Origin of the sequence: Sorangium sp. So ce426, from assembly GCF_051475585.1 — a bacterium.
GTDB classification, from domain to species: Bacteria; Myxococcota_A; Polyangia; order Polyangiales; family Polyangiaceae; genus Sorangium; species Sorangium cellulosum_B.
In genome coordinates, this window is the sequence record NZ_CP150341.1 from 2,636,209 (window position 1) to 2,660,640 (window position 24,432).

General features: G+C 69.4%; 18 protein-coding genes. 9 read left to right on the forward strand and 9 right to left on the reverse strand.

Annotated elements, in window-relative coordinates:
- Positions 1 to 238 precede the first annotated feature (238 nt).
- Positions 239 to 766, forward strand: coding sequence for a hypothetical protein (locus WMF44_RS10100; RefSeq protein WP_437298909.1), 528 nt, complete (start codon positions 239 to 241; stop codon positions 764 to 766).
- 71 nt (positions 767 to 837) lie between these two features.
- On the forward strand, positions 838 to 2,766 hold the full coding sequence (locus tag WMF44_RS10105; RefSeq protein WP_437298910.1) for a tyrosine-type recombinase/integrase: 1,929 nt from the start codon (positions 838 to 840) through the stop codon (positions 2,764 to 2,766).
- Between the two features lie 132 nt (positions 2,767 to 2,898).
- Here WMF44_RS10105 and WMF44_RS10110 read toward each other — a convergent pair whose 3' ends face one another.
- From WMF44_RS10110 to WMF44_RS10120, 3 genes are all read right to left on the reverse strand, one after another.
- Positions 2,899 to 4,416, reverse strand: a complete 1,518-nt coding sequence (locus WMF44_RS10110) for a cytochrome P450 (RefSeq protein WP_437298911.1) — start codon at positions 4,414 to 4,416, stop codon at positions 2,899 to 2,901.
- 133 nt (positions 4,417 to 4,549) lie between these two features.
- Positions 4,550 to 5,830: a glycosyltransferase gene (locus tag WMF44_RS10115; protein ID WP_437298912.1), complete on the reverse strand. Its 1,281-nt coding sequence runs from the start codon at positions 5,828 to 5,830 to the stop codon at positions 4,550 to 4,552.
- A 13-nt stretch (positions 5,831 to 5,843) separates the two neighbouring features.
- Positions 5,844 to 6,638, reverse strand: coding sequence for an OmpA family protein (locus WMF44_RS10120; protein WP_437298913.1), 795 nt, complete (start codon positions 6,636 to 6,638; stop codon positions 5,844 to 5,846).
- A gap of 215 nt (positions 6,639 to 6,853) precedes the next feature.
- Between WMF44_RS10120 and WMF44_RS10125 the strand changes: the two genes are divergently transcribed.
- Positions 6,854 to 8,266: an L-serine ammonia-lyase gene (locus tag WMF44_RS10125; RefSeq protein ID WP_437298914.1), complete on the forward strand. Its 1,413-nt coding sequence runs from the start codon at positions 6,854 to 6,856 to the stop codon at positions 8,264 to 8,266.
- On the opposite strand, the gene WMF44_RS10130 is transcribed toward WMF44_RS10125, so the two are convergent.
- The gene (locus tag WMF44_RS10130) at positions 8,247 to 14,222 is read right to left on the reverse strand and encodes a protein kinase domain-containing protein (RefSeq protein ID WP_437298915.1); all 5,976 of its coding nucleotides are present in this window, start codon (positions 14,220 to 14,222) and stop codon (positions 8,247 to 8,249) included. The two genes, WMF44_RS10125 and WMF44_RS10130, sit on opposite strands and share 20 nt — an antisense overlap.
- Positions 14,223 to 14,610: 388 nt before the next feature.
- Here WMF44_RS10130 and WMF44_RS10135 point away from each other — a divergent pair, with 388 nt between their 5' ends.
- A complete protein-coding gene (locus WMF44_RS10135; protein WP_437298916.1) occupies positions 14,611 to 15,591 on the forward strand; it encodes a response regulator in 981 nt (326 codons plus the stop codon).
- Positions 15,592 to 15,673: 82 nt separating this feature from the next.
- On the opposite strand, the gene WMF44_RS10140 is transcribed toward WMF44_RS10135, so the two are convergent.
- The 4 genes from WMF44_RS10140 to WMF44_RS10155 all read right to left on the reverse strand — a co-directional run bounded on the left by WMF44_RS10140 (position 15,674) and on the right by WMF44_RS10155 (position 18,692).
- A complete protein-coding gene (locus tag WMF44_RS10140) occupies positions 15,674 to 16,156 on the reverse strand; it encodes a DoxX family protein (protein ID WP_437301546.1) in 483 nt (160 codons plus the stop codon).
- Positions 16,156 to 16,560, reverse strand: a complete 405-nt coding sequence (locus WMF44_RS10145) for a PadR family transcriptional regulator (RefSeq protein WP_437298917.1) — start codon at positions 16,558 to 16,560, stop codon at positions 16,156 to 16,158. The genes WMF44_RS10140 and WMF44_RS10145 overlap by 1 nt, the downstream gene beginning before the upstream one ends.
- A gap of 600 nt (positions 16,561 to 17,160) precedes the next feature.
- Positions 17,161 to 17,997 (reverse strand): class I SAM-dependent methyltransferase, encoded by an 837-nt coding sequence (locus WMF44_RS10150; RefSeq protein ID WP_437298918.1) that lies wholly within the window; start codon positions 17,995 to 17,997, stop codon positions 17,161 to 17,163.
- Complete coding sequence (locus WMF44_RS10155; RefSeq protein ID WP_437298919.1) at positions 17,994 to 18,692, reverse strand: TetR/AcrR family transcriptional regulator; 699 nt, start codon at positions 18,690 to 18,692, stop codon at positions 17,994 to 17,996. The genes WMF44_RS10150 and WMF44_RS10155 overlap by 4 nt, the downstream gene beginning before the upstream one ends.
- Before the next feature lie 82 nt (positions 18,693 to 18,774).
- Here WMF44_RS10155 and WMF44_RS10160 point away from each other — a divergent pair, with 82 nt between their 5' ends.
- From WMF44_RS10160 to WMF44_RS10175, 4 genes are read left to right on the forward strand one after another with little or no spacing between them, the layout of a single operon-like run.
- Positions 18,775 to 19,467, forward strand: a complete 693-nt coding sequence (locus tag WMF44_RS10160) for an ArsR/SmtB family transcription factor (protein WP_437298920.1) — start codon at positions 18,775 to 18,777, stop codon at positions 19,465 to 19,467.
- A 17-nt stretch (positions 19,468 to 19,484) separates the two neighbouring features.
- Positions 19,485 to 20,225, forward strand: a complete 741-nt coding sequence (locus WMF44_RS10165) for an MBL fold metallo-hydrolase (protein WP_437298921.1) — start codon at positions 19,485 to 19,487, stop codon at positions 20,223 to 20,225.
- The gene (locus WMF44_RS10170) at positions 20,222 to 21,505 is read left to right on the forward strand and encodes an MFS transporter (protein ID WP_437298922.1); all 1,284 of its coding nucleotides are present in this window, start codon (positions 20,222 to 20,224) and stop codon (positions 21,503 to 21,505) included. Before WMF44_RS10165 ends, WMF44_RS10170 begins: the two co-directional genes overlap by 4 nt.
- Complete coding sequence (locus WMF44_RS10175) at positions 21,490 to 22,407, forward strand: AraC family transcriptional regulator (RefSeq protein WP_437298923.1); 918 nt, start codon at positions 21,490 to 21,492, stop codon at positions 22,405 to 22,407. Before WMF44_RS10170 ends, WMF44_RS10175 begins: the two co-directional genes overlap by 16 nt.
- A gap of 78 nt (positions 22,408 to 22,485) precedes the next feature.
- Here WMF44_RS10175 and WMF44_RS10180 read toward each other — a convergent pair whose 3' ends face one another.
- Positions 22,486 to 23,367 carry a VOC family protein gene (locus WMF44_RS10180; RefSeq protein WP_437298924.1) on the reverse strand — a complete coding sequence of 294 codons (882 nt, stop codon included), beginning with the start codon at positions 23,365 to 23,367 and terminating at the stop codon, positions 22,486 to 22,488.
- A 346-nt stretch (positions 23,368 to 23,713) separates the two neighbouring features.
- Here WMF44_RS10180 and WMF44_RS10185 point away from each other — a divergent pair, with 346 nt between their 5' ends.
- Positions 23,714 to 24,361: a hypothetical protein gene (locus tag WMF44_RS10185; protein WP_437298925.1), complete on the forward strand. Its 648-nt coding sequence runs from the start codon at positions 23,714 to 23,716 to the stop codon at positions 24,359 to 24,361.
- The last annotated feature ends 71 nt before the right edge of the window (positions 24,362 to 24,432 follow it).

Sequence of the window (24,432 nt, forward strand, 5' to 3'; positions counted from 1 at the left end):
CGCGCGGCGTCGCCGGAGCTCGCGAATTACCAAATCGAGTCCTTCGCAACCCCCCATTTCGGCCCCTCGGCAGGGCTTTCCAGAACACCCAACCCCGCGATGCGACGGGGTGTTTTCCCCAGGCAGGTCTCCGGGCAATTCGTGTCGAATTACCGGCGATACGGAATTACCGTTTCGTGCTCCTTCCAGAAGCGGCGGTCACGGTCGCGCACGAACCCAACACAGATGGAGGTATGGCATGACACGAGCGGCTCTCGCGCGTGTATCGGCACCGCTTGCTCTTCGTCAGGCTGGTAACGGCACGCGCGCTATCGACAGAGCGAGCCTGGAGACGCCCACCGGCGGATGGTCCAGCCCGAAGGTGATCGACCAGCCAGCGACGGCGACGGCAACCGCAACGCTCGCGATCCCGCTGGATGGGCTGACGATCACGGCGCCGCAGCCGGAGATGCTCTCGCAGAAGAACGTCGAGGCAGTCACCGGCATCCCGGCGCGCGTCTTCCTCGACACCATCCGCGCGCCGGGCTTCCCCCTGCCGGTCACGAAGCTCGGCAAGCTGCGCCTGGTCGAGCGCGAGGTGTTCGTGGCGTACCTGCGCGCCCTGGCCGGTGAGCCGGCCTCACGTCGTACGGCGGAGGCGGACGAGCGCACGCGGGTTGCCGCCGTGCTGGCCGCCGCCGGCCTTGAACCCGTCGCTTCGACGCGTACGGGCCGAGCGAGCATCCCTCCCGAAGGCGCACGCCATGGTAGGCTGCCGCCGAAGTAGAACGGGCCCGCTCGGCGCTTGCAACGCCGGACGGGCCCTTGATCGACCCCCGCATCACCGGAGACCGATCCATGACCGACGTACCGCAGAGGTGGGCGCACGCCAAGCGCTCGCCTGCCCTCCCTTCATCGTCCGTTCCCGCATCCACATCGACCGACCCGCGTGCGCGTGCGAGCCGCTCCGGCGGGCGCACTTCGCCGGCGGCGGATGTCGTCGCGCCCGACGCGAGCCCGCCGGGCTCGGTCAGCTCGACGGAGCACCCGAAGCCGGCCGTCCGTAGCGCCGGCAGGTCCGCCGGAGAGAAGCGCGCCAACGGCTCCGGCTCCGTCCGGCTGCGCGGCAAGACGTGGACCGCACGCCTCAGCCTCGGCGAGGCCGGTCGACCCACGTTCAGCTTGCCGACGTGCCGCACGGAGCAAGAAGCCAACGCGAGGCTAGAGGTCCTGTCCGAGCTTGCAGGGCGCCTGCTCGCCGCGGGTCAGATCGTGCTCGGCCTGCCGCTGCTGGAGCAGGCTGCCGCGCGCGAGGGAACCGCGCTCCGTGACGTCCGGCTCGCGATCGACCACCTGTGCAGGGGTGAAGCGCGCGCCCGCGCCACCGGGGAAACCACCTTCGCCGAGTTCGCTGAGCGGGTTGTTTCGGGAAAGCTGGCCGAGCAGTATCCGGATCATGTGAAGGCGATTCGCCGCCCGGATCTTTATCGCGGGAGGCTAAAGCATTTAGTCGACGTACTCGGCCCTGTTCCTCTCGTGCGCCTCACGCTGGACCATGCGGACCGTGCGATGTCCCTGCTGCCAAGGCATCTGGGGACTGGATCGCGTCGAAATATTGCGGGTTTCATTCACCGCATCCTGGCGCTGGCCGCATATCCGGCGCGCCTCATCGGCAATAACCCCTTGCCGCGCGGCTGGGCCCCTAAGGCAGACGCCGACAAAGCAAAAGGATACTTGTACCCTGACGAGGATCAGCTCCTCATGGGGAGTACGTCGATCCCCTTATGCTTCCGGATCTATTACGGCTTCCTCATTCGCGAGGGAATGCGAGCCGACGAGGCCGGACAGCTGGAATGGTCGGACGTAGACCTCGATCGCGGCGCAGTGGTTCTCGACGAGAACAAGACCGACGATCCCCGGGCTTGGGCACTCTCACCCGACGTGGTCCGCGCGCTCCGGAGGTGGCGCGAGGTCTGCCCGGACAAGGTACGCATCTTCGTAGGAAAGTGGGGCTGCAACTCTTTGCCGGGGCAGAACGGGGCGGCGCGCTTCAGAGGCCACCTTCGACGCGCGGGAATCACTCGGCCTGAGCTGTTCGAGACCACGGATTCGAGGCTGAACATCCGCCTGCATGATACGCGTGCTACCTTCATCACCATCAAGCTCGCGAACGGCCGCACGGAGACGTGGATCTCCGACCGAACCGGGCATAGGTCGAGCGGCCAAATCCACCACTACAAGCGCGCCGCGCGCAAGGTCGCGGAGCTCGGCTTGAGCGACTTTGCCCCCTTGGATGAGGCGATCCCCGAGCTCAGGGGCAAGGGAGGCTCGGCAGGGGCAGGCGGCCCCGTGGACGCGGCACCGGAAGCACGAGCGGCGAACGAAGCTGCCGCCGCGCTGCCCAGCCAGGCGCCGACCGCGTGCGACGTTGCCGGGCCCCTCGAGGCGGAGCTTGAAGCGCCCGAAAGCGGCCGGTTGGGCCCGCGTTGGGCCACACCGGAAGCTAGCGCGGTCGAGCATCGACCGGAACCAGTTGAAATCGTTGACCTTCATGCCGATCGCTCCGCGGCACCAGGGAAGTCTTGGAGGCATGTCCACCGCGGAGACGGATCGCAGCCATGTTTTGTTCGAGGCGTGTCCACCGGGACATGGGTGCGACCCATGTTTTTGTTGAGGCTCGTCCGCCGCGGAGATGGGTCTGCCCCGCCTTTTTGTGGAGGCACGGCGACCGGGAGATGGGTGCCTCCCATGTCCGCGTGGACGAGCCGGATCACCCGGACGGGTTGACGGGGTGCAGACCGCCCCGGCCGGGGGCGCCGCGACGGCTTCGGGCTTCCTGGCAGGGGCTCTTCGACGGGACCTCGCGAGGTCGTCGACCATCTCGACGGAGGGCGCCAGCAGGACCAGCTGCATCAACGCTCACCTGCCCGCGCGCGGCTCCAGCCGGAGCCACACCCCGCCGGACGTGCGCAGCGTGGTCGCGACGTGCAGCCGCGTCGTCCGCCCCGGCACCGCGCTGATCCGGTAGCGCTGGAGGAGCCGCGCGAGGATGAGCTGCCCTTCCATGAGCGCGAACTCCTTGCCGATGCACTGCCGCTGTCCGATCCCGAACGGGATGAACGCGAGCGGGTGCCGGGCGCGCGCGCGCTCGGGCGTGAACCGGCCAGGGTCGAAGCGCGTCGGGGCCTCCCAGTGATCCGGGTGCCGGTGCAGGACATAACTCATGACGCCCACCAGGGTGCCGGCGGGGATGTGGAAGCCGTCGATCTCGTCGTCCTCGACCGCGGTGCGAGGTATCCAGTACGCCGGCGGGTAGATCCGGAGGGCCTCCTGCACGACCGCGAGCGCGAGCGGCAGCCGGGGGACGTCCGCGAAGCCGGGCCGCCTGTCGCCGAGCGCCGCGTCGACCTCGGCCGCGAGCGCCTGCAGGAGCTCGGGGTTCTCGACGAGGAAGTGGAGCGACCACGCGAGGGCGACCGAGGTCGTCTCGTATCCGGCGAGGAACATCGACACCGCCTCGTCCCGCAGCTGCTGGTTGGACATCTGCTCGCCTGTCTCGGCGTCCACCGCGGCGAGGAGCATCGAGAGCAGATCGCCGCCCCGCCCCGGCTGCGCGCGGCGCTGCGCGATGAAGCGAAACACGTTCTCATCGATCGTCTTCACCGACCGCTCGAAGCGGCGCCGCCCCGGGGCCGGTATCCAGCTCGGCAGCGCCCGGAGCGCGGCCCCGAGGAGCATGTAGTCGATCGCGTACTGCATCGAGCCGCCGACGGCGTCCGCCTCCTCCGTGGTGATCCCCGAGCCGAACATCGTGTTGAGGATGACCTTCATCGTGATGTGCGGGAGCTCCCGCTCGGCGTCGACAGGGCGCCCCGCGGCGGCGGCCGCGCCGAAGCCGGCCATGCCGTCGTCGATCGCCTGCACCATGAGGTCGCACATCGCGGCGAGCCGGTCCCGGTGGAACTCCGGCTGGATCATCCGCCGCTGCCGCAGCCAGAGATCCCCCTCGCTCGTGGGCAGCCCATCGCCGATGAGCGCGCGGATGCTCTCCCATATGGCGCCTCCCTTGCGGTAGTTGCGCGCGTTGTCGCGCAGGACGTGCTGCGCGTGCCTCGGGTGGTTCAGCGCGACGATCCGCGTGAACCCGAGATCGACGGTGAACAGATCGCCGAGCGCGGCTCTCGCCGAGACGAGGTAATCGAGCCGATCCTTGAGCAGGTGCGGGAGCACGCCGACGAGCGGAAAACCGCGCGCCAGCGGCGGCGAGACCGCGCGGGCGGCGGCGCCGGCGCTGCCGCCCGCGCGGGCGGGTGTGCCGGAGAGAAGATCTGGCTGCATCATGGCCTCGTCCAGGTAAGGGGCGTATCCGATCGAGCGGCAGTATCCGAGCCGCTCGGCGGACGGGGCGCCCGCTGCGCTGATCGGACGAGAGTACATGCGCCCGGACCCCGGCGACGAGGACTTTGGAAAGGCTCCTTCGCAGCGCGCCCTCGCCGCCCACAGTGTGGACGCGCGAGGCCCAAGCGACGGCGTGAGCGGCCGAGGGGCGATGTCCTCGGACGGTGGATTCCTACGCTGTCACGCGACCGCGCGCCGCGAGGTGCCGCTCGATGTGGCCTATCGCCGCCGCCGCGCCGTCCTCGCCGCGGATCTTGCGCCCGAGCTCCTCGGCGCGCTGCTTCATGCCGGCGTCGGTCGCGGCGGTCCGGATCGCGGCCGCGAGCGCGTCGGCGGTGAGGCGCGGCCGCGGGATGGCGCGCGGGCCGACGCCGAGCTCCTCGACGCGGCGCCCCCAGAAGAGCTGGTCCCCGAGGTGCGGGACGACAACCGCGGGCCGCCCGGCGCGCAGGCACGCGGCCACGGTGCCCGCGCCCCCGTGGATCACCGCCGCGGCGACCCGCGGATACAGCCAGTCGTGCGGCGCGGCGTCGATCCGGAGGAGGGTGTCGGGCAGCGCCATGTCGCCGAGCCCGGCCCAGCCGGAGAGCAGGATGGCGCGCTGGCCGCTCCGCGCGACCGCGTCGACGAGGAGCCTCGTCGTGGCGCCGGGATCGTGGGACGTCATGCTGCCGAAGCCGAGGGCGACCGGCGGCTCTCCCGCCGCGAGGAACCGCTCGAGGGCCTCGGGCGGCCTGTACGCTTCGCCCTCGTCGAGGAACCAGTAGCCCGTCGTGTGGTAGCTGGGCGGCCAGTCCGGCGGGTGCGGGACGACGTGGGCGCTGTAGCCGTGGACGACCAGCATGCGGCGCAGCGCGGCCATGTACGCCCGCCGATCCTGCGGCGGCAGGCCGAGCCTCTGCCGCACGCGGGCCGTCACGCCGCCGTACCAGCGCCACACCGTCGGCTCGATCAGGAGCTTGCCGAACAGGAGGTTGAGCAGGCTGTCGCTGCGCGGGAAGGGCGCGGCGACCGCGGTCGGCCCGTGGCGCGTCGCCAGGATGGAGGGCTGGAACGGGATGCTGACCTGCACCGCGCCGGAGGCCTCGGCGATGGAGGCCGCGTACGTGTCCGAGGTGAAGCTGCTCAGGATGAGCTCGGCGCCCTCGCACGCGCGCAGGGCGTCGTCGGTCATCTCCGCGCCGAAGCGATCGATGAGCCGCTGCAGGATCCGCGACTGGGCCATCGGATTCGTGCCGCGCGACACCCACTCTTTGCCGAGGTCGCTTTCCATGACCTCGACCATGTCGACGCTCGCCGGGATCGCCGTGAGCCCGTGCGCCTCGATCCAGGGCTGGAAGCTCTTGCCGGCGAGGACGCGGACCGCGTGGCCGCGGGCCGCGAGCGCCTTGCCGAGCGCGATCGTGGGCTGGACGTCGCCCCGGGTGCCCAGCGCGAGGACGGTGGTCTTCACGGGGCGCCTCGCCTCAGAGCGCCTTCCAGGACGCGTCGCCCGACGGCAGCCGCGGCGGCTCGACCGACAGGATGTAGTCGACCCGGCGGTTGCGGGGCTCGTCCACCTGGTCCGCGGTCTTCACGAGCGGCGCCGACTCCCCGAGCCCCTCGAAGGCGATGGGGAGCTTCACGCCGCGGCCCTTGAACCAGGCGGCGATCGCGCGGGCGCGCTTCCGCGACAGGGCGAGGTTGTGCTCCGCGCTGCCGACCGTGTCCGTGTGGCCGACGATGAACAGCGCGATCTTGCCGAGCTCGCTGGTCTTCGCCACGACCTCCGAGATCTTCTGGAGGCTCGCCTCCAGCTTGGGCACCTCGGGGGCGCGGATGACGTCGGAGTTGGTCTCGAACTGCACCTCTTCGTGGGGGATGCTCACGTTCCAGGGGATGATCGCGATCCCCGCCCAGTACCCCTCGGTGTCGTGGCCGTACACCTCGATGCGCGCGACGGGCTCGTCGCTCGAGGGCGACCAGGTCACGGCGAGCGGCGAGCCGGCGGCGGCCCCGCCGAACGGCTTCTCCTCCTCGGCCAGGACAGCGCCCGACTGCCCGAGGACCTTGATGCGCACCTTGCTGGCGGCGCGCGACAGCTTCACCTCGATCTGGCGGCCCTTGAGGTCCACCTTGGACCTGTCGATCGTCACCTCGAGCGCGGGCGGCCTCGCCGGGGCGCTCTGCGCGGGCGGGGGCGCGGGCGAGGGGCCGTCGGCGCGCGCGGCGGCGGGTGCGAGCAGGGAGGCGGCGAGGAGCACGGCCGGGGCATGGCGCATGGGGATCCCCATCTCTGGAGGGTGAGGGAAATGCGGGAAGACGTCCCCGAGCATACCAAAAGGGGCCCGTGGTGGAGCGGCGGGGTGACGTGCTGTGGGCTCGCGGCGCGAGCCGCCCTGCGCGCCGGCCTGCACCGGTGTAGGGTGTACCGTCGAGCGTCGAGCGCGCTCCGGCAAAGGCGCCGGAGATCCTGCTGAACGGCGTTCCACGTCACATGGCAGTCACCATTTTCGACCTCTTCAAGATCGGTATCGGGCCGAGCAGCTCGCACACGGTCGGGCCGATGCGCGCGGCGCGCATGTTCGCGGTGGATCTCGACGAGGCGGGCCTGCTCGCCCGCACCGCGGCGGTGTCGGTGGAGCTGTTCGGGTCGCTCGGCGCCACCGGCCGCGGCCACGGCAGCGACAAGGCCGTGATCCTCGGGCTCATGGGCGAGACGCCGGACGGGGTGGACGTCGAGCGGGCGGGCGCGATCGTCGAGGGCGTGCGGCAGAGCGGCCGGCTGTCGCTGCTCTCCCGCCACGAGATCGGCTTCCAGGTGAAAGGCCACCTGGCCTTCCTGCACCGGAGCCTGCCGTTTCATCCGAACGGCATGCGCTTCACGGCGCTGGACGAGGGGGGCGCGCCGCTGCGCGCGCGCGTGTATTACTCGGTGGGCGGCGGCTTCGTGGTGAACGAGGCGGCGGCGAAGGGGGAGAACCCGATCGAAGCGGACACGACGCCGCTGCCATATCCGTTTCACAGCGCCGCGGAGCTGCTCGCGGCGTGCGCGGCGAGCGGCCTGTCGGTGAGCCAGGTCATGCTGGAGAACGAGAAGGTCTTTCGCCCGGAGGCGGAGACCCGGGCGGGGCTCCTGCGCATCTGGGGGGTGATGCAGGACTGCGTGCGGCGCGGCTTCCGGGCGGAGGGCGTGTTGCCCGGCGGCCTCAAGGTGGTGCGCCGCGCGCCGGCCCTGTACCGCAAGCTCATCGAGAGTCCCGAGGCGGGGCTCCGGGATCCGCTGACGGCGATGGACTGGGTGAGCCTCTACGCGCTCGCGGTGAGCGAGGAGAACGCCGCCGGGGGCCGCGTGGTGACGGCGCCGACGAACGGCGCCGCGGGGATCATCCCCGCGGTCCTGCACTATTACCGGCGCTTCGTGCCGACGTCGACGGACGAGGGGGTCATCCGTTTCCTGCTGACGGCGGGCGCGATAGGCATTCTCTACAAGGAGAACGCGTCGATCAGCGGCGCGGAGGTGGGGTGTCAGGGCGAGGTGGGCTCGGCGTGCTCGATGGCCGCGGGCGCGCTGGCCGAGGGGCTGGGCGGCACGCCGGAGCAGGCGGAGAACGCGGCCGAGATCGCGATGGAGCACAACCTCGGGTTGACGTGTGATCCGGTGGGCGGGCTCGTCCAGGTGCCGTGCATCGAGCGCAACGCGATGGCCGCGATCAAGGCCATCAGCGCGGCGCGCATGGCGCTGCACGGCGACGGGGCGCACTTCGTGAGCCTCGACAAGGTGATCAAGACGATGCGCGACACCGGCGCAGACATGGAGTCGAAGTACAAGGAGACGGCGCGCGGGGGGCTCGCCGTCAACGTGCTCGAGCTGCCGGTGGAGGTGGGGGTCAATTTGCCGGAGTGCTAGCGCTCTTCCTGGAAAGCACCGTGGCTGCGGCATACCCGTCGACGAACTCCTGCAGCTTTCGCATCTGGTACGTCCGCACGAGCGCCCTGAGCTGCTCGAGCCACGGGCCGAGCCGCGGATCGGTCTCCTCCATCCGCACCGCCTCCGTCACCACGTTGCGGACGCGCCCCGACGCCACCAGCCGCGATAGAAGGGCGAGCTCCTCGGCCGAAGGCGGCACAAGCGGACCCTTCTCCCTCGCCGCCGTGACAGGGGCCTTCTCCTCGGCGTGAATCCATTCCACGCCGAGGAAGCGGTGGATCTTGTCGAAGAGCTCGCCCGCTTGCACCGGCTTGTGCAAGGCGTCGTTCCAGCCGGCGCGGACGCCCTCCTGCTGTTCGGCTCCGGACACGTTCGCGGACGAGATCAGGATGACGATCTCGCCGAGCTCGGGCATCTGCCGCAGGCGGCGCGTGGCCTCATGGCCGTCGATGCCCGGCATGACCAGGTCCATCACGACGAGCGCCGGCCTCCGCTCCATGGCGAGCCGGAGCGCCGCCTCACCGTCTTCGGCCTCCACGACCTCGAAGCCGATCGGGACCAGCAAATCGCTCATCAGGGCACGGTTATGCGGGTTGTCGTCCACGACGAGGATCGTGCGGCGCGCTCCGCGATACCCGGTGATCGTATGCCATCCGATGGTCTTGTCGGCGCCCGCGGAGGCAGGCCCCTCCGCGAGCGCGAGCGTCACCGTGAAGGCGCTGCCTCGGCCGAGCTCGCTCTCGACCTCGATCGTGCCGCCCATCTGGTCGACGATCTTCTTCGTGATGGCGAGGCCGAGCCCTGTGCCGGCGCTCTTCGCCCTGTGATCTCCGACCTGCTCGAAGGGATCGAAGATGCGCGAGACGTGCTCCGCGGCGATCCCGGGGCCCGTGTCCTCGACCCGGAACCGCAACGTGCTCGCCTCACAAGGGCCGCGCTTCAGCTCGTCGACGACGAGGGTGATGCTCCCTCGCTCGGTGAACTTGATGGCGTTGCTCAGGAGGTTCAACAGCACCTGCGTCAGGCGCTTCTCGTCGCCGTAGAACGTCGACGTCGTCCCGCCGCGTATCTCATGGGTGAAGGCGATGCCCTTCTGGTCCGCGCGCACGCGGCACAGATCCACCACCGTGCGCACCAGCGCCTGGAAATCGAACTTCTTCGCGACGAGATCCATCTTGCCGGCCTCGATCTTCGCGAGGTCCAGGACGTCTTCCAGCAAGGAAAGGAGATGCTCGCCCGATTTCTTGATGACTTGCACCCCATCACGGCTCTTCAGGGAGAGCTCGGGCGCGCGAGCGAGGACCTGGGCATAACCGAGGATGCCGTTGAGCGGCGTGCGCAGCTCGTGGCTCATGCTCGAGAGGAAATCGCTCTTCGCCCGGTTCGCGCGATCGGCCGCCTCCTTGGCGATCTGGAGCTCGGCCGTGCGCTCCTTGATCTTGGCCTCCAGGTCCCGGTACAGGACGGCGTTCTCGACGGCGATGGCCGCCTGCGAGGCCAGCACCGACAGGAACTCCACGCGCGCCGGAGGGAACGCCGACGGCACGTCGCGGTGCTCGAGGTACAGCACGCCCACGAGATGCCCCCTGTGGGTCAAGGGCAGGGCCAGCAGCGAGAGCACCACGCGCGACGCGAGGTAAGGGTCGACGGCGAAGCGCGCGTCGCTCGTCGCATCGCCTGTCACCACCGGCTCGCCCGCGCGGGCCGCGTACTGCACGATCGTCGCCGGCACGTCGTGGCTTTGCCCGAGCGGCTCCGACAGCCCCGTCTCGATGCGAGCCCCCTCCACCGACAGCCGCGCAACGACGGAGAGCGCTTCCCCTTCGCGGAGGACGAGGGCGCCGCGCTGCGCCCCCGCGTTCGCCAGCAAGAGCTCCATCAGCCGGCCAACGACGCGCTCCGGGTCGCGCTCGCTCGAGAGCGCCTGCGCCGCGCGCACCGCGGTGTTCACGTCGAGGCTCGCGCCCGTGGAGGCGCCCGTGGTCGCCGTGGTCGCCGCCGCCATCATCGCGCGCTCGACAGGCGCCCCCTGCATGGCCGCCCTGAGCAAGGCAGGGTATTTCGCGTTCAGATGGGCGACCAGGTTGACCGCGCCCCAGCGCGCATAGGCGTCGCGCGCCTCGCGCAGGTACATCGCGCCGATGTGCCTCTTGCCCGTTTGCAGCCGGAGCTCGGCGGCGAGCTGGATCGAAAGCGCCTCGATGTGGAGGAAGCGGTGCTCGCGCGCGAGCTCGATGGCCTCGTCGTACCTGGCGATGGCCTCCTCGGTCTCGCCGCGGACGCGGGCGTCTTCGGCCTCGACGAGGCGCAGCTTGTGGAGGAAGTTCGGCGCGCACCCTTCCGCGAAGTACCGCAGCCGCTCGAGGCCGTGGTCGATGTGCTCCCGCAGCCTCGCCTGCTCCTCGGCGCCGGCGGCGTCCTGCCAGCGCTTCGCCGCCGAGAGGGCGAGGAAGAACGGGATATCCGTCACCGGCGGCATGCCGAGGATGTCGGCTCGAGACTGGTCTGCCTCCCGCGCCCGCGACAACGCTCGCTCCCACCTGCCGGTGACACAGAACAGATAGACTTCCAGAGTACGAGCGAGCCCTCCCGTGAACCCGTCCCCGTCGGCCAGGAGGGAGTGCGAGCCTCGCGAGAGCGGCTCGTCGTCCAGGAGCTTCGGGGCGCCGTCAGGGGTCATCAGCACGTCACAATAGGACGCGATCGCCTCGAAGTGGTGCCTCCCCACGGCGTCGCCCGCGCGCTGCACGAGATCCCAGCGCGCCTTGACCTGCGCGTCGACCTGGCCGAGCGGCAGGCCACGCCAGACGCGGTGGTAGAACAGCTCGGCGAGGAGGCCCCAGCTCGTGCCCTGGAATGAACCGAGCTTCAGGCCGGCCGCCATGCCCTGTTCATAGAGGGCAGCCGTCTCGTCGACAGGCCTGGAATAGACCATGTAGATACCGTGAAGCACCAGGCACTCGGGGAGCATCGGGGACCCCACGCGCTCCGCGGCGCGCACCCCGGGCTCGACCCACCGCAAGACCCGGCGGTACATGCCCGTGGCCACCGACCACACGTTGGCGAAGCTGCAGAGCATGAGGGTGGCCGCTGGCGTGAGGGCCCCCCGCCGCACCGCCTCGGAGACCAGGCGGACGATGATGAGCGTGTAGAGCATCGGCCGGCCGCCGTAGATGGAGCAGAGCTGCGTCTGCGTCATCAAAGCGTCGATGAGCCGGTGCTCCGCGGACTGCTCGGGCGGCATTCGATCGAACGCGCCGAGGTCCTGCTCCAGCCATCGATCCAGCGCGGCGGACTCCTCGAGGAGCGCCGGCTGACACGCCTCGTCCGTCTCGGGGAAGGCGAAGCCCCGCTCCGCGAGCGCCGCGATACCCAGCCCGATCCCCCGCGCATACTGGCCCGTCGCCAGGCAGCAGCGGACGCGGATCTCCTGGGCCGACAGCCAGGGCACCGCCCCGAGAGGCCTCGCGAGCAGGTCGAGCGCACGTGCTTCGACGTCCTCGAAATCTCGCAGCAGATAGGCCGCTTCCAGCCGCTCCAGCGCTATCTCCACCGACAGCGCCAGCTCGTCGCTGGCGGCTCGCTCGCCGAGGAGCCCCTGCGCGTTCTCCAGCAGGCTCGCCATCAGGCGGTGGGAGCTCGCGGCCTTCGCGACGCGGGCGGCCTCCAGGTTCATCCGCGCGACGTCGTTGAGCTCCTCCGCGGACGTGAGCCGCGCCGAACCCTGGTTCATGTGCCGCGCGAGCTCCAGGAACTGCTGAGCCGTGCCCCCTTCCGCGCGATACCGCGCCCAGAGCCGCCGGCCGATCTCGAGGTGCGCGAGAACGCGCTGCTCCGGCGAGATCCGCTCGTAGCTCGCCTGCTGCACGCGGTCGTGCAAGAACCGGTACGAAGCGTCCAGCGCGCCGTCGCCCACGCCTCCGAGCGCCTGCGCGGGGCGATACGCCCCGTCGACCGGCACGACGAGCTCCTCCTGCAGCGCCGGCCATAACGCTCCCGTCACCCGGGCGGGCTCCCACCCGCTCAATCGCTCCAGATCATGGAGATGGAACGTGTGCCCCGCGCACGCCGCGAGCCCCATGAGCTGCTGTGTCGCGTCCGGCATTTCTCGCACTTTGTCCGTCAGCAACGACACCACGTTGTCGGTGATCTGCGCTCGCTCCAGGTCTGCTTGATTCCACTGCCATTCCCCGCTCTCCGCGTCCCTCGAAAGCAGCTTCTGCCGGTGCAGGGAGAACAGCAGCTGCTCCAGGAAGAACGGGTTTCCACGCGTCTTTTGCCACTGCACGCGCGCGAGCGGCTCCACGCGCTTCGGCTCGCTCTCGAGCGTGCGCGAGAGCCACTTTTGCACCTGCTCTTCCGACAGGGGGCCCACCGTCAGCCTCGATACCTTGGCCTCGCTCGCCTCCACGGCCTCCACGAGCTTCCACAGCGGATGCTCGGGCGGCGTCTCGTTGTCGCGGTAGGCCGCGATCACCAGCAGCGATCTCCGCTCCACGTCCGTCAGCAGCGTCTGCAGGATGATCAGCGTGGCGCTGTCCGCCCACTGCATGTCGTCCAGGAACATGACGAGCGGCGGGTTCGGCGTCGTGACCGTTCGAACGAAGTTCAACCACGTCAGCTTCTGCCGGTTGAGCACCTGCTCGCCCTCCGCCGGCGGCACCGGCGGCAGCTTGCCCATGACGAGGTCGAGCTCCGGCACCACGTCCGCGATCAGCCGCGCGTTGTCCCCGACCTCGTTCCGGATCCGATCCCGGAAGGTCTCCAGGACCGCCTTCGGGCTCGAGATCCATTGACGCATCAGCCCCCCGAACGCCTGCGCCATCGCGGCGTACGGCGTCGACCGCGCGAGCTGGTCGTGCTTGCCTGCAATCAAGAGGCCGCGCCCCGCCTTCGCGATGTCGTGGTAGACCGTGCGCACCAGCGCCGTCTTGCCGATGCCCGACGGTCCGCCGACGAGCAAGAGCTCCGCCGCGCCTCGCTCGGCGCGGGCAAACGACTCGCCCACCCGCTCGACGTCCCGCTCCCGCCCCACGAGCACCTGCGGCAACCGGAGCTTCCGTGAGAAGTCCTTCCTTCCAAGCGAGAACGGCGCCGCCGTGCCACGCTCGTTGAGCGCGCGGAGCGCCTCCTCCAGATCCTCGGCCGCGCCTCTGGCTGTCTGGTACCGCCGCTCGGGATCCTTCGCCAGGAGCTTCGATAGGATCGCGGACACGCCGCTCGGGACCTCCGGCGCGATGGTGTCGAGCGGAGGCGGGCTCTTGGCCAGATGCGCGTGGACCAGCGAGAGCGGATCGCGGTCCGTGAAGGGCCGCCGCCCCGACAGCACCTCGAACAGCGTCACGCCGAGCGAATAGAGATCCGTGCGTGTATCGAGCGCGCGCGCCGTGCGCCCCGTTTGCTCTGGCGAGATGTACGCCAGGGTCCCTTCCAGCGCTTCGGGGATGCTCGCCTCGGTCGCTTCCTGGGACAGCAGCGAGGCGATGCCGAAGTCGAGCAGGGTGACCTGCTCGTACGTGTCATCCACGAGCAGGTTCTGCGGTTTGACGTCCTTGTGCATCACGCCGGCGGCATGCACCCCCTCGAGCACCTGAGCAAGGCGCCGCCCGAACCGCAGCCCGGCCGCCACCGGCAGGCGACCGTGCCTGGCGAGCACCTGATCGAGCGAGCTCGCTCCAGGGTTCTCGAGCACCAGCGCCGCCGTGCCGTTCCGCTGCTCGAACGCATGCACGCGCGCCACGCCTGGCACGGCCGCGAGCTGCTGGAGCACTTGATGCTCGTGGACCAGCCGCCCCAAGACACCAGGGCTGGGCACCTCGGCGAGCGGAAGCTTGATCGCCACCTGCGCGCCCGAGGGGAGATGCACCGCGCGACAGACGCGCGTCTCGCTCCCCTCGTAGGCGATATCCCCCAGGGCGTACTCCGTCAGTTCCATCACTGAACCCCTCCCGTGCACGAGCACCGCGGCGCGATAGCCGGGTGTTCGCTAAACTAGCCTGGGCAGGTCAACACAAGTCAATGCAATTGTGAAAGACGCTTCGCGACTGCCACATTTGCGCACCCCGCGCGCGTGCGCGGGCACACCCGCGTGCGCCGTTTCCAGATCGTGTTCATCTTTGCGCAAAGCCGTACACGTTGGCACTCGTACAGTCCGATCTGTCCTGGTGTTCTCGACGTGAAGCACGTTACAGATGCGTCGTGTGAGCACTTCGCAAAGAGCGTCGGACAGCGCTTCCAGGGCGACGCTGCATGCGTGACTCTTTACAGTCGTCACGCTCCTTGATAGCGTCCACGCTGCGTTTTTCAGGCACTGGGGGACGATTTTGACGCAATTCAATGGTTTCGTGGTCGCGGTCGACGACAACCCCGCCAACCTCGACACGCTCCTCGACGTACTGTCGGGCGAGCAGCTGGACCTCGCCGTCGCCACGGATGGCAACATGGCGATCAGCTTGATCGAGCGCGAGCAGCCGGATCTCGTTCTCCTCGACGTCATGTTGCCAGATATCGACGGTTTCGGGGTGTGCAGGCGCCTGAAGGCCAACCCGCAGACCGCCGACACCCAGGTCGTCTTCATGACCGCCTTGAACAATCGGGAGCACCGGTTGCAAGGGTTGAAGGCGGGCGCCGTGGATTACATCAGCAAGCCCTTCGATACGGAGGAGCTCCTTGCGCGGATACGCCCGCACATCGCCGTCCGGCGCATGACGCGGGCGTTGCAGGAGAAGAATGCCAGCCTGGAGTCGGAGGTTCGGCGGCGCGTCGACGTCGAGGCCGCGCGCGAGGCGCTCCTCGTCGAGCTCATGACCCGTACGGACGAGCTGCGCGAGGCCAAGGAGGGGCTCGAGCGCGAGCTCGTCGAGAAGGGGCACGCGAACGCGGAGAGGACGGCGCTGCACGAGCAGATCATCGCCGCGCAGCGCAGCCGGCTCCTCGAGCTCTCCACGCCGCTCATTCCGATCACGGATCGCATCCTTGTCATGCCGCTCATCGGCACGATGGACAGCGACCGTGCTCAGCAGATAAACCACGCGATGCTCCACGGCGCGAGCAGCCGTGGCGCCGAGTTCGTCATCATCGACATCACGGGCCTCAAGCATGTGGACGAGAGCGTCGCCACCATGCTCCTCGTCGCGGCCAGCGGCCTGCGGCTCCTGGGGACGCGCACGGTGATCACCGGGATAGGTCCGGAGGTGGCCCGAACGCTCGTGCAGCTCGACGCGCCGCTGCAAGGCATCGTCACGAAGGGCACGCTCCAGGACGGCATCGCCGTCGCGATGCACTCGTCCCGTCATCGAGGATAGGACTTCTGCTCGGGAGCGACGCGCCGGCCTCAGATCGGCCCCGTCCAGCGCTGGACCTACGCGGGAGAGGTGGTTGATTCCTTCACGGCGCGCTCTGGCGCCGTACCAGGCGCGCGTCGACGGACCAGCGCCCCGCGCCGACGATCACGAGAAAGAGCGCGCCCAGCAGCATCGCCCAGTCCGTCCTCGCCTCGTGGGCCATGCTCAAGAAGCCGTAGTGCGGCAGCTTGCGCACGTGGAAGCCGAGGATGTCTCGGCCGAGGAGGATCGGAAGCTTGGTCGAGGCCAGCGCCACGACCATGTCGATGACGAGCAGAGCGGCGGCGAACCGGGTCAGGAGCCCCGCGAGCACGAGCGCCCCGCAGACGATCTCGACCACCCCTACGAAAGGTCCCATGACTTCCGGCCAGGGGATGCCGATCTTGACGAACCGTCCGGCGCCGAGCTCCGCCGGATAGATGAACTTCTGGATCCCTTCGGACAGGAACACGGCCCCGACCGAGAGGCGGACGAGGAGCGTCGCCGCGGGCGCCTCGGAATCGAGCATCTTGCGCAGGTGTTTCATCATTTCGTTCCAGCCCTCGTTGATGGAGTGCGCTTGCGGGGGCGCACGACGGCGCCACGGTTCTCGTCTGAAGCTGCCGCGCGGCCGCGGGGCTCCTCGCCCAGTACGACCTCGCGGTAGAGCTCCGCCACGTCGCGTTTGAGCGCAGCGAGCAGCCGGCGGCCCGCGCCCGTCGCGCGGTAGCTTCGCCGGCCACGCGCCTGCGTCTCTTGGCTGGCCTCCAGCCAGCCGTGGCGCTCCATGCGGGCGAGCGCCGGGTAGAGCGTTCCGGGGCTCAACCGATGGCCGTGCTCTGCGAGCTCCTCCAGGAGCCACAGGCCCCAAACTTCGCGCGCCGCGGCGTGGTGAAGGATGTGGATCTTCCAGAGGCCCACCCGGATCTCACGATCCGCCGTCGAGATCATAGTTCGAAGCGCGTAGACGATCTTCGTAATGTCGTCAAGCTCGACACGCTATCGTACGGACGCGGCCTGTAACCTTCCGGCTCGGTCCTACGATCGAGCCCGGCGCCTCCGCATCGGCCGGCTCGGTGCTGCCTGGTATCGTGATCCATGGCTCGAACCGCCCGCATCGCACGTCACGGGATGGAGCCGGCTGCTGCGCTCGTGACCGGCGCCTCCAGGGGAATGGGCTGCTCGATCGCGCCACGCGCGTGGAGGGGCTGAAGCACGGGTAGCAAGCTGGGGCGCGCCGCGGGAGGGAGGCATCGTCCATGAACAACGACGGATTGTCGCGAAGGACGCTGCTGCTCGCGACCGGCAGCATCGGCATGAGCGCCGTCTGTTCCCCCGCTTCGAGAGGGCCGGCAAGCACACCGATCTCGTCGCGGTGCTCCGCCGTCAGCACCAGGCGGGGCGCCTCGTGACCGACGACGTGCTGACGTTCGCGAAAGAGCCGCTCCGCGAGCAAGCCGCCCGCCGCAAGCTCGCGCACGCAGCTAGGAGGACGGCCGGACCGGGAAGAGGGCCGAGAGCCGCAGTCGCTGCGGCTGGTTATCTGTTTCTCTACGGCCGTTCTGCCACGATCCAGACGACGTCATCCGATTGTTTGGATACCTCGCTGCTCAGCCCGACCCGCGCGAGGCGAGCGATCACGTCCTCGGGCGCGTAAAAGCGGTAGGTCGGGTCGCGGAAGCGCGCGGGCACGCTCGGCCCTTCCGGCCGAAAGGCGAGCACGAGCCTTCCACCGGGACGTAGCGCTGCGGCGAGCTGCCCGAGGACGCGATCCGGGTCGCTCCAGAAGTAGATACAGTGAACGGAGTAGATGCGATCGAACGCCTCCGCCTCGAGCGTGAGATCGTCCGCATCGGCCTTCCGTACCTCGACCCGGCCTTCGCGTATCCCGCTTCGATTGCATCGTCGCGACGTGGCGATCATGAGATTCGAGACATCGAGACCGACCACGCTGCCACGGCTCGCGCGTCGCGCGGCTTCGCGCAGCGTCACGCCGGGTCCGCAGCCTAGATCGAGCACGCGGCTTTCGGGCTCGATCGAGAGGAGGTCGAGTGTCGCTGCGTTCACCGCCGCGGTCTCCCGGGTCCAGTTCCATCCGAGGAAGCGGCCGAAGACGCCGCGTGGGTGGGCCGCCTGGCGGTTCACCCAGCGGGAAAGCCGGATGCGGAGCGGCGGCTTCGAGCACGCCGCGCCCTGCATCTCCGACAACGCCGTCCGCAGGCCAGCGACGTAGGTGAAGACGGCGCCGAGCATCGTCGTCGCGAAGCCGAGCGTGAGCTCGTTCACGCCCGCGATGCAGCTTCGAGGGATCACGAAGCCGTATCCGATGACGACCGTCGGGATCACGAAACCAGCAAGCGGAAGGTACAGGCGGGCGCGGTTCATCATGATGACTCCTTCGCGAGCCCATGGAACACGAGCTCGTTGATGGTGGCCTCGACCTCTTCCTCGACGAGTGGCTGCGGGGAAGGGTCCCAGTGGCGGTGGACAGCCCAGAAGGCGATGGTCTCGAGCACGAGGCGCGCGGCGATCGAGACGTTCGTCACGGGCCTCAGCGCGCCTTCGGCGATGCGGCGCTCGAGGTAATGCGCGAGCGCGGCATGCTGCGCCCATCGCCCCTCGTTGAACCATGCGGCTGCGAGCTCGGGGTGATCGAGCGCGCAGCGGTCGACGAGCTTCAGGCTCCTCCGGTTGCGCGCCAAGCGACGATAGAGGTCACGCGCGATGTCTGCGAACTCCGCCGCCGCATCTCCCGGGCATGGCCGGCCGAGCGCCTGGAGCAGGACGAGCTCGCTCGACTCGCTCACAAGCCGTTCGCGGATGTAGGCCACTGTCGCGCCCTGACCAGGCGTCCTCCACGGCAGCGCGGCCGGATCGGGCGCCAGAGGGCCGTCGGCGAAGCGGAGCGCCAGGTCGAAGAGCGCCTCCTTCGACTCGACGTAGCCGTAGACAGTCCCCTTGGCGACGCCGAGCGCGCTCGCCACGTCCGCCATCTGCGTCATCCGGTACCCCCGGGCGACGAACGTGTCCGTCGCGACATCGACAAGCTGACGGAACCGGTCCGGAGGAATCGTTCTCGCCACCCGCGAACCATAACCGACCGACCAGGTCAGTCAAGATCCGCGTCGCTTGACTATTTTACTTGTTGCTTGAATAGTTGAGCGTATGGCGACGCCCCATCGGCGGTTCAAGGACGTGATCTACGAGCAGCTCGCCCGGCTCGGGAAAGCCGTCTCGGCACCGAAGCGGCTGGAGTTGCTCGACCTCCTCTGCCAGGGCCCGCGCACGGTGGAGTCGCTCGCCGAGCAGGCGGCCATCTCGGTCGCGAACGCCTCGCAGCACCTGCAGGTCCTTCGTGCGGCGCGGCTCGTCGACGCCGAGAAGAAGGGCCTGTACGTCGAGTACCGGCTCGCCGATGGCGACATCGGCCAGTTCGTCTTCGCGATGCGCAGGCTTGCCGAGACGCGACTCCCCGAAATCGACCAGGTCACGCGCGAGTACTTCGAGCGACGCGGCGTGATGGAGGTGGTCGACGGCGAGGAGCTGCTTCGCCGCGTCAGGAGCGGCGAGGTGACCGTCCTCGACGTGCGTCCCCGCGAGGAGTACCGCGCCGGTCACATCCCCGGCGCGATCTCGATCCCCGTCGGTGAGCTGGAAGCACGCCTCAAGGAGCTGCCGGGCGATCGCGAGGTCGTCGCCTACTGCCGCGGGCGGTACTGCGTGATGGCCGTCGAAGCGGTCGAGCTGCTCCGCAAGAAGGGCTTCAAGGCCCACCGCATGGAGCAGGGGGTCGTCGACTGGCGTGCCCGCGGCTGGAGCATCGAGGCGCGCCAGCGCGCCTCGTCGGGTGGCGCGTAACGCGAAGGAGCACGTCCATGATCTTCAAGCCCTATTACTACTTCGAGACCGGCTGCGCCGCGTACCTCTTCGGTTGCGGGGGGCTCGGCAAGTGCGCGGTCGTCGACGCGCACGAGGAGGATGTCGACAGTTACATCGCCTTCGCCGCAGCGAAGGGCATGCGCATCACGCACGTCATCGACACGCACGTGCACGCCGACCACCGCTCCGGAGGGCCCGCGCTCGCGAGGAAAGCCGGCGCTGCGTACTGCCTGTACGAGTCGGCGAACGTCGCGCTCCCGTTCGAGCCCCTCGCGGACGGCCAGGAGATCGAGCTCGGCAACACGCGCGCGAAGGTACTCCACACGCCCGGGCACACGCCGGAGAGCCTCTGCCTTGTCGTCACGGATCTCCGACGCGGCGAGGACCCGTGGTTCGTGCTCACCGGCGACACGCTGTTCGTCGGTGCTGTTGGCCGTCCTGACCTCCCGGGGCGTGCGCGCGAGAACGCGGGCGAGCTTCACGACAGCATTCACGAGAAGCTGCTCACGCTGCCCGGCGACCTCGAGGTGTACCCGGGCCACTTCGCCGGTTCGGCGTGCGGCGCCGGCATGAGCGGCAAGCCGTCGAGCACCATCGCCTTCGAGAAGCGGTGGAACCCGCTGCTCTCGAAGTCGCGCGAGGACTTCGTCGACGCGCTCTCGGACGTCCCCCCGAAGCCAGCGACGATGGACCAGATCCTCCGCGTCAACCAGGGCCGAGAGGCGCCCGCGCGATGAGCCAGGTGCGGCTCGGCCTCCGCGAAAACCTCGGGCAGTTCTCGCTGCTGGTCCTCGTCAACGCCTTCGTCGGCGCGATGGTCGGCATGGAGCGCACCATCCTGCCGGCGATCGCCGAGCAGGACTTCCACCTCGCCGCGAAGACGGCGGTGCTGTCGTTCATCGTCGTGTTCGGCGTGACGAAGGCGCTCACGAACTACCTCGCGGGGCGGCTCTCGGATCGCTTCGGACGCAAGCTCGTGCTCGTGGGTGGCTGGCTCGTGGCCGCCCCGGTGCCGTTCCTGCTGATGTGGGCGCCGAGCTGGGCCTGGGTGCTCTTCGCGAACGCGCTCCTGGGCGTCAGCCAGGGCCTCACGTGGTCGACGACGGTTATCATGAAGATCGACCTCGCGGGTCCGCAGAAGCGCGGCCTCGCGATGGGCCTCAACGAGTTCGCCGGGTACTTCGCCGTCGCCGGCAGCGCGCTCGCTACCGGAGTCGTCGCGGCGCATTACGGTCTGCGCCCCGAGCCGTTTTACCTGGGCGTGGCGTTCGTCGCGCTCGGGCTCCTGCTCTCGGTGCTCGTCGTCCGCGAGACGAAGCACCACGTGGCCGCCGAGTCGAAGCTCCACGGCGCGCTGCCCCCAGAGGGCATGCCCACGCAGCGCGAGGTGTTCTGGCGGACGTCCCTCCTCGACAAGAACCTATCGAGCGTCAGCCAGGCGGGGCTCGTCAACAACCTCAACGATGGTATGGCGTGGGGGCTCTTTCCGCTCTTCTTCGCGGCGGCCCGGATGAACCTCGGGCAGATCGGCACGCTCGCGGCGATCTATCCGGCGACCTGGGGCATCTCTCAGATCTTCACCGGCGCGTGGTCCGATCGCGTGGGCCGCAAGTGGCTCATCGCAGGCGGCATGTGGGTCCAGGCCGCGGGAATCGCGGCCGTGGCCATGTCGACCGGCTTCGCGGGCTTCGCGGTGGGTGCGGTCCTGTTGGGCGTGGGCACGGCCATGGTGTACCCGACGCTGCTCGCCGCGATCGGCGACGTCGCGCATCCCTCCTGGCGCGCCTCTTCCGTGGGTGTGTACCGGCTCTGGCGCGACATCGGCTACGCGTTCGGCGCGCTCGTCGCCGGCATCACGGCCGACGCGCTCGGCCTCCCGGCTGCGATGTGGCTCGTCGCCGCGCTCACGTTCGCTTCCGGCCTGGTCGTGGCGGTGCGCATGAGCGAGACCCTGCGTCGTACCGCGGCCCCGGCACAAGTGGGCGATCGCCGCGCAGCGATGTGGCCGTTGACCTGATTGCCGGCCATAGTGTCCACGTGTTGTATGTCCGCCACGTGCCGGGTCCGCCGCTCTCGGCGCACGTCGCCGAGCTCTGGTACCTTTCGGCTGCTCCGCCTCACGCGGCCGAGCGCATCCTGCCCTCCGGTACCCTCCAGCTGGTCGTCAACCTCGACCAGGACGAGGTGCGCGTCTACGATGGCTCCACCATTCGCCGCTACTCCGGTGCCGTCGTCTCGGGCGCGTACCAGTCCGCCTTTGGCGTCGACACACGCGAGCACGCGTCGATGGTCGGGGTCCAGTTCCGGCCCGGCGGCGCGTGGCCGTTCCTCGGCGCGCCGCCCGGCGCGCTGACCGACAGGCACGCCGACCTCGCGGACCTCTGGGGTCTGCGAGCGGCGGAGCTCCGCGACCGCCTGTGCGCGGCGCCGGAGCCGCGCGCGCGCTTCGCGCTGCTCGAGCGCGCGCTGCTCGACCGCCTTTCGGTTGCGCGCCCCGGTCATCCCCTGGTGCCGCACGCGATCGCGGCGCTCGAGGGAGGCGAAAGGCGCGTCGCCGACGTCGCGGCCACGCTTGGCATCAGCCACCGCCGGCTCGTCGACGTGTTCACCGCCGAGACCGGCCTCGCCCCGAAGGCCTTCGCCCGGATCACACGCTTTCGGCGGGCGCTCTCGCAGGCCGAGAGGGAGCGCGAGCCGGACTGGGCCCGGCTCGCTGCCGTGTCAGGGTTCTGCGATCAGTCGCACCTGATCCGCGAGTTCGTGGCGCTCTCCGGCAATTCGCCGACCGCGCTCGTCGCCCACTCCTCCCGCGAACGCGTCAAGTTGCACCACATCGCCATCGCCGCGCCAGCCGCGCCGGATGGGGCGCGCGGAAGGGACCGGCGACACGCGCGATCCCGAGGCGTCCCGACCCGATGACCGCGAAGGATCAGCGCGGTGTCGGGACGCACCGCGGCGCGACCGGCGACGAACCCGGTCGCCTCCGAGTCGTCATGATCAACCCGCCGATGCCTCGTGAAGCTCGATCGGGTTGCCGTCGGGATCTTCGAGCTGAATCTGCGCGCCCCCCACGCCGCGTTCGATGTCGTTTCGGAAGGGTGTCCCGGCCGCGCGGAGTCGTTCGATGAGCGCGGCGAAGTCGTCGACGTAGAGGACGACGCGGTTCCAGCCGCCGGCGACCTGAGCGCGGCCGTCGGGCATGGGACGCGCGCCGGAGCTGCCGGGGCCGCTCAGGAGCAAGCGCAAGTCACCGCGGGAGACCGTCGCGAACGCCGTGCCGGACTGCAGGTCGAGCGTGAAGCCCAGTTGCTCGGTGTAGAAGCGAACGGCGCGATCGACGTCCGTGTTCTGGTAGCGGACGACGGCCGAGGTGGCATCGGGGACTTCCGCTGTCGAGGTCGATTCCTCCGGCGCCTCGTGAAGCTCGACCGGATTGCCGTCGGGATCCTCGAGCTGAATCTGCGCGCCCCCCACGCCGCTTTCGATGTCGTTTCGGAAGGGTGTTCCGGCCGCGCGGAGTCGTTCGATGAGCGCGGCGAGGTCGTCGACGTAGAGGACGACGCGGTTCCAGCCGCCCGCGACCTGAGCGCGGCCGTCGGGCATCGGGCGCGCGCCGGAGCTGCCGGGGCCGCTCAGGAGCAAGCGCAAGTCACCGCGGGAGACCGTCGCGAACGCCGTGCCGGCCTGCAGGTCGAGCGTGAAGCCGAGCCGCTCGGTGTAGAAGCGAACGGCGCGATCGACGTCCGTGACCTGGTAGCGGACGACGGCCGAGGTGGCATCGGGGCCTTCCATGACCGAGGTCGATCCGGTGGTATGGGACATGCAACCTCCGAGAGAGAGAATGACCAGGATGAGGATGATCTTGACGATGATCTTCATGCGCCGATTCTGTCGCCCGCGCGCGCCGCCGTATTGGACAAATTGGAAGCCGCGGGCCCGAGCGACTGCGACGTGGTCCTCCTTCACCGATAGGTGTCATTCCAGCATATTCGTAGAACGCAGCTGTACAATCGCGGCTCCCCGCCGGTGCGGACGGAGAACGAGATCCGTCGTGCTCAACCCTTTTCCGCCAATCGGCCGTCCCGCGGCTATCCGGCCACTATGCGTACTTCCGCCGCCGCTTCGAGATGAGGCATACGTATTGCAGTTGTGCCCCGTGTGCGACAACTGGGCACATCGGATGCGCCCTTCCGACGACGGTGCCCAAGAACCACGAGGAGCTATCATGCGTAGTCTGCTCATAGGTGTACTATCCAGCATCGCGCTCGTGCCCGCCTGCGCTGCTGAGGTGGACGTGACCGAGCCTGATCCTGCCGCGCAGGAGCCCGAAGCATCCGATCGTGCCGCAACGCAGGACGACGTCGGCATCGCGACCGCGGCGTTCTCACGAACTGACGCTCATGTCCGGATGGCGTATCGCGGTGGCACGGGGGGCGGCTGGTTCGACATCCCGTGTGCGCATGACGAGGTGGCGATCGGACTGTACGGGCGGAGCGGCGCGCTCGTCGACCAGGTGGGTCTCGTCTGCGCGCCGCTCCAGGCAAACGGCAGCATCGGTCCCTACTCCACCCGCGGCTCCGCCGGTGGCTATGGCGGCGGGCCATTCTCCACGCTGTGTCCAAGCGGGGAGGTGCTGGTCGGCCTCGAAGGACGCTCCGGGAAGTATGTGGATCAGATCGGGATCCAGTGCGCCCCGGTGGACGACTGGTGCAGCTGCGGCAGCGTCCGAAACGGCTATTACGCGGGTGGAGGTCCGGGCGGAGGCGCATTCACCGATACCTGCCCGAAGGGCTACGTCATCACCTCGCTCTCCGGTCGGAGCGGCAGCCTCGCCGACGCCATCCAAGGCGTCTGCACGTATTTGCAGCAGTAGCTCAGCCCCGCGGCGGACCGTGCGCTCTCTCGAATCCTCCCCGGATGCCCCGGTCCGAGAGGGCGCTGGCC